This window comes from Microcystis sp. LEGE 08355 (assembly GCF_015207185.1).
Lineage (GTDB): Bacteria > Cyanobacteriota > Cyanobacteriia > Cyanobacteriales > Microcystaceae > Microcystis > Microcystis panniformis.
Genome location: NZ_JADEXI010000333.1, coordinates 1 through 5,160 on the forward strand (window position 1 = coordinate 1; position 5,160 = coordinate 5,160).

The 5,160-nt window shown below is 40.6% G+C and carries 4 protein-coding genes, 1 pseudogene and 1 riboswitch; all 5 genes and pseudogenes read left to right on the forward strand.

The window, feature by feature from the left end; genetic code table 11:
- Positions 1 to 236 (forward strand): annotated as a pseudogene (locus IQ242_RS16140) (DUF3782 domain-containing protein); the annotation flags it as partial.
- Positions 210 to 359, forward strand: a riboswitch (cobalamin riboswitch). It overlaps the preceding pseudogene by 27 nt.
- A 56-nt stretch (positions 360 to 415) precedes the next feature.
- Positions 416 to 1,840, forward strand: a complete 1,425-nt coding sequence (gene cobG / locus IQ242_RS16145; protein ID WP_193960656.1) for a precorrin-3B synthase — start codon at positions 416 to 418, stop codon at positions 1,838 to 1,840.
- A gap of 1 nt (position 1,841) precedes the next feature.
- Entirely contained in the window at positions 1,842 to 2,468 is a 627-nt protein-coding gene (locus tag IQ242_RS16150; protein WP_193960657.1) for a precorrin-8X methylmutase, read from the forward strand.
- Complete coding sequence (gene cobI / locus IQ242_RS16155) at positions 2,465 to 3,169, forward strand: precorrin-2 C(20)-methyltransferase (RefSeq protein WP_151695676.1); 705 nt, start codon at positions 2,465 to 2,467, stop codon at positions 3,167 to 3,169. Before IQ242_RS16150 ends, cobI begins: the two co-directional genes overlap by 4 nt.
- A gap of 334 nt (positions 3,170 to 3,503) precedes the next feature.
- The coding region (locus IQ242_RS16160) for a P-loop NTPase fold protein (protein WP_193960658.1) at positions 3,504 to 5,160 on the forward strand (1,657 nt) is incomplete at its 3' end.

Below are 5,160 nucleotides of genomic sequence, written 5' to 3' on the forward strand. Positions count from 1 at the left end.
GTAGTTTAAGTGTAGATGATGTCAAAGAATTAATCAAGAATCTAACAGAATTTAGGCAATTTTTCCCCGAATATAACCACAAACAATTATATGGGGCAGTAGCAGGCATTGAAATCGAAGAAGGAGCGGATAAATATGCTTATCGTCAAGGTTTATTTGTCTTGGCACAAAGGGGGGAAAATGTAGCAATTCTTAACGATACTGAGTTTCAACCGAAAACGTGGTATAATCCTTAAACTTGTCTTTGGGAAAGTCCAGTGCAATTCTGGTACTGTGCCGCAGCTGTAATCAAGTAAAAAGAGTACATCTTCCCTTTTTCCTTGCGAGTCAGAATACCAATTACAAGCTTTTGATCGGTAGTATAGACAACTAATTTTCTAACTACTTCTCTGCGTCGCATGGAGAACAAACAACGGTGAATTGGTTAGTTAAAGCAAATGCTTGTCCCGGTTTATTTTATGGAACTGCTGCCCAGGATGGGTTTTTAATTCGTCTCCGCACCCCCGGTGGATGGCTCAATTCTCCACAGGGAAAAGCGATCGCCACTTGGCTCGAACAATGGCAGAGTACAATACAAGTTACCAATCGGGCAAATCTGCAAATTCGCGGACTGCAAAAATCCCCCAGTTTAGAAGAATTTCAAACTCTGCAAAAATTAGGGTTAGCTGCCCATAATCCCAGTATCGATCATCTGCGTAATATAATGTCCAGTCCCACGGCTGGAATTGACTGCCAAGAATTGATCGATACTCGTCCATTAGTCCAAGAATTAGATAATTTTATCCAAAATTATCCATCAATCGTCCAACTAAGTCCTAAATTTAGTATCGGGATCGATGGCGGTGGTGCAGTGGGAATTAGCACCAGTTCAACTATGGCCTGGCAACACCGCTATAACGAGATTCAGCTATCAGCAATTGCCCTCAATAATCCGACAAATTTAACTTCTCTTGTTTGCTTTCGATTAGCCCTCGCAGGAGATAAACAATTCTATGACACGGACTTATTAATTGAGCCAGAAAACTGTTTAGCTGTGGTCAAAGCTTTAGTAACTGTTTATCTCGATTATGTTCAACAAACCCCTAACATTAAGGGGAAAAAACCGCGGATGAAACACCTACTCAAAGATTGGGGATTGACAAAATATCTCGAACAAGTTAACTCCCAATTACATCAGACTTCTACTGGCATAATACAACCGCAAGAATACCAGCAAGCTGCCCATTCTACTCAACCCTATTTTCATCTAGGAATTCATCCTCAAAAGCAACCCGGATTGTCTTATATCGGCCTATCATTAAGATTAGGACAATTGACGGCTAATCAACTATCGGGATTAGCGGCACTATCAGAAACTTTTGGCAGTGGTCAGTTACGATTAACCCCTTGGCAGACTGTTATATTACCCGATATTCCCGATGAAAAAGTGTCAGAATTGTTGCCAAAACTGGCATCACTAGGATTATCCACTTCTCCTGGATGGGATGCGGGGATAGTTGCCTGTAGCGGTAAACCGGGTTGTGCAGCAGCGGCCACTGCAACTCAAATTCATGCTTCTCTCCTAGCAGATTATTTGCAGGAACACTTAACCTGCAATTCTCCTGTTAATATTCACTTGACGGGTTGTGCTAAATGCTGCGCTCAACCGGGTCCAGCCGAAATTACCCTTTTAGGAACTACCATCGAGGAAAATGGCCAAATACTAGAAGCTTATCAAGTCTATATGGGTGATAGTAAAAAATTCTTAGAAACACCTATATTTGAGGGAGAATTTGCCAAGATTACCCCGCTCATAGCCCAAATTTTAAGCTCCCAAAACTCGAAAAATTTAGATGAATAGAATGGAATACATTAAGAATGGTGAGGAAATTTACCGCAAATCTTTTGCTATTATTCGGGCTGAAACTAACTGGAAAAATCTCCCCGATGATTTAGCTCATGTGGCGGTTCGTCTAATTCATTCCTGCGGGATGACAGACATAACAGAAGATTTAGAAGCATCACCGGACGCGGTTAAAATCGGACGAAATGCCCTCGCTGGAGGTGCAGCAATTCTCTGTGATTCTCAAATGGTCGCTAATGGCATTACCAAAGCCCGCTTACCTAAAGATAATCCGATTATTTGTACCCTCAATTATCCAGAAGTAACCGAGTTAGCACGGCAAATTAATAATACCCGCTCCGCTGCTGCCTTAGAACTTTGGCGACCTCATTTAGCTGGAGCGGTGGTAGCCATTGGTAATGCACCGACCGCACTTTTTCGCCTACTAGAATTGCTCGATCAAAATGTAGATAAACCGGCTTTGATTTTAGGCTTTCCCGTGGGATTTGTGGGAGCGGCAGAGTCGAAAATAGAATTAGCAACTAATAGTCGTGGCGCGCCATTTATTACCCTACACGGACGTAGGGGAGGCAGCGCAATCGCAGCAGCGGCAGTCAATGCTTTAGCAAAAGAGAACGAATTATGAATAAATTAGGCAAACTTTATGGATTAGGAATCGGGCCTGGCGATCCCGAATTGTTGACGCTAAAAGCACACCGGATTCTCACAACTGTTCCGGTAATTGCCTATCCTACCTTAGAAAGTGGCAAAGTTTTGGCACGGGCAATTGTCTCGGATTTTATCCGTCCCGAGCAGATAGAAATTCCCATGCCTTTACCTTTTAGTGTCGAGCGCAGTTCTCAACCTCATTATGATATTGCCGCCGAAAATATCGCCGAACAGTTAAACTTAGGTCGAGATGTGGCGGTGCTATGTGTGGGCGATCCGATGTTGTATGGCACATTTATGTATATCTTTAATCGCCTGTGTGATCGCTTTTCCATTGAAGTCGTGCCGGGTATTTCTTCAGTCATGGCAAGTGCAGCAATGCTGGGTGTACCTATCACTTATCGAAATGACGTATTTAGTATTATGCCCGCTACTTTAGAGGCGGAAATATTGCGGGATCGCCTAGCATTTATCGATGCAGCAGCGATTATTAAATTAGGCAGACATTTCGCTAAAGTTCGTGATATTCTCCAGGAATTAGGATTATTAGAACGCGCCCTTTACATCGAACGAGCAACCCTACCCAATCAGCAAATTATTCCGATTACAGAAGTCGATCCAGAGGCTGTCACCTACTGGTCATTAATTCTGATTCCTAGTAAAACTAAACCCCAATAACTCTATAGACACTAAGTTAAATCTTCTATCCCCTACCTGACAGAACCTATAGGGTTTAGATGATATGATGAAAATGTCTTTTCTTCATTGCTTTTTTGTTCCACAGGAGGTTATATATCGCGTTTCTCGGATTGATAAGTAGGTAGGCGTTAAAAATTATCAGATGCCCCCCTTATCAAGGGGGGATTAAAGGGGGGACTAAGGGGGGATCGGCCCCCCTTATCAAGGGGGGCAGGGGGGATCGAACCTAAAATCTATTTTTAATTTAATTATAACCAGCTACTTAAGGTAATCTATTTTCTTCTCCGTTCTCTGTCACCTAAAAATAACTACCATGTCCGATTCTCCTGAATCTATCCGCAATACTAGCGTCAGCGATCAAGCTACTAATAATGATGCTCTAGGATTTGAGCCTTATGTAATAGCGATCGCTGAATTTTTGTTGCATGAGCAGACACAACCACCCCTAACTTTATCGGTTGAGGGAGAGTGGGGTAGTGGCAAGTCTTCTTTTATGAAAATGTTGGAGGAATATTTACGAAAAAAGGGAGGTCGGACGGTTTGGTTTAATGCTTGGCGACACGATAAGGCGGAGTCGGTATGGGCGGCTTTTGCGCTGTCTTTTATTAAGCAGATTTCTACGCCCAAAAATTGGCGAGATTTACCTCGAATTATCCTAGGATATTTTAAATTACAATTATTGCGTTTTAACCTAGAAAAAGGCTTATTTGAATTAATTAAAGCTTTACCATTAATAATTTTTGTGATTTGTGCATCAATTGCCATTCCTTTTATTTTAATCGTTTATGGAGTTGAAGGAATTAACGAATTAATCAGAGCAACAACCTCTCCAGATGTTTTTTGGAGTAAAATTAATTCAGTTTTTAAACTGTTATTTACCGCCGGAGGTTTAACTTTATCAGGAGCAGGAATTTTTGCTGGCATTAAGAGTTTATCGAGAAATTTTCAAAGGTTACTTCAAAACCCCAAAAACAACCTAATTAAATACATAGAAGCCCCAGATTATAAAAAACAATCGGCATTTGTAGAAGAATTTCATGAAGATTTTGCTAAAATTGTCGATGCTTATATTGGCAATGATCGGGTATATGTATTTATTGACGATTTAGATCGTTGTGAACATCCAAAATCAGCGGACTTGATGCAAGCGATTAACTTGATGATTGCTGATGATCCTTCAGTGGTGTTTATTTTAGGAATGGACAGAGAAAAAGTAGCGGCTAGTTTAGCTGTCAAATACGAAAACATTCTCAAGTATTTACCGTCGGAAACCGCAGAAATTGATCCTGATATTTTAGCGAGACGTAGTGCTAATAAAGGGTTAGCTTATGGTTATACCTTTATTGAAAAGTTTGTCCAGCTTCCCTTTTTAGTTCCCCAACCATCCCAGTCAGATTTTGAGCGTTTTTTGACTCAGCTTGCTACTTCAACTCCTTCTAATTTACAGCCAGCTAAACCTTATTTTACATTTTTTCAGTCATTCTGGGGTAAGTTTAAGTTAGCTTTACCCCAGAGAAATAATTCGCAAAAGCATCTCACTTCCCCAACAAGTAATCAGACAAGTGATTTAAAAAACTTGTCTCTAGATAATCCTTCGATAGAATCCGAACAAACCGAAAAAGAGAAAGCACGAGCAGCTGTAATTAAGCGATTAGAAGCGATTCAAGTCAACAATTTTGATAAAGATTCCCCAACAGTGCGGAATGTCATTATGATGGTGGCTCCTGCATTGGATTACAATCCGCGACGGATTAAACACTTTATCAATGTCTTTCGTCTCAAGGTTTATATCGCTAATGAGACTGGTTTATTTTTTGAGAAGCGAGACAAGGATGATAATTTGTTAGAGCCTTCTTTGACTTTTGAACAGTTAGGCAAATTTACTGCGATTAGTTTAAAATGGCCATTGTTATTGTCAGATTTAGAAAATGATAAGAAAATTTTAGCAAAATTAGAAGAATTTGCACTAG

Coding starts and splice junctions, on each gene's coding strand:
- IQ242_RS16150 (WP_193960657.1), top strand. CDS start 1,842: ATGGAATACATTAAGAATGGTGAGGAAATTTACCGCAAATCTTTTGCT.
- cobI (WP_151695676.1), top strand. CDS start 2,465: ATGAATAAATTAGGCAAACTTTATGGATTAGGAATCGGGCCTGGCGAT.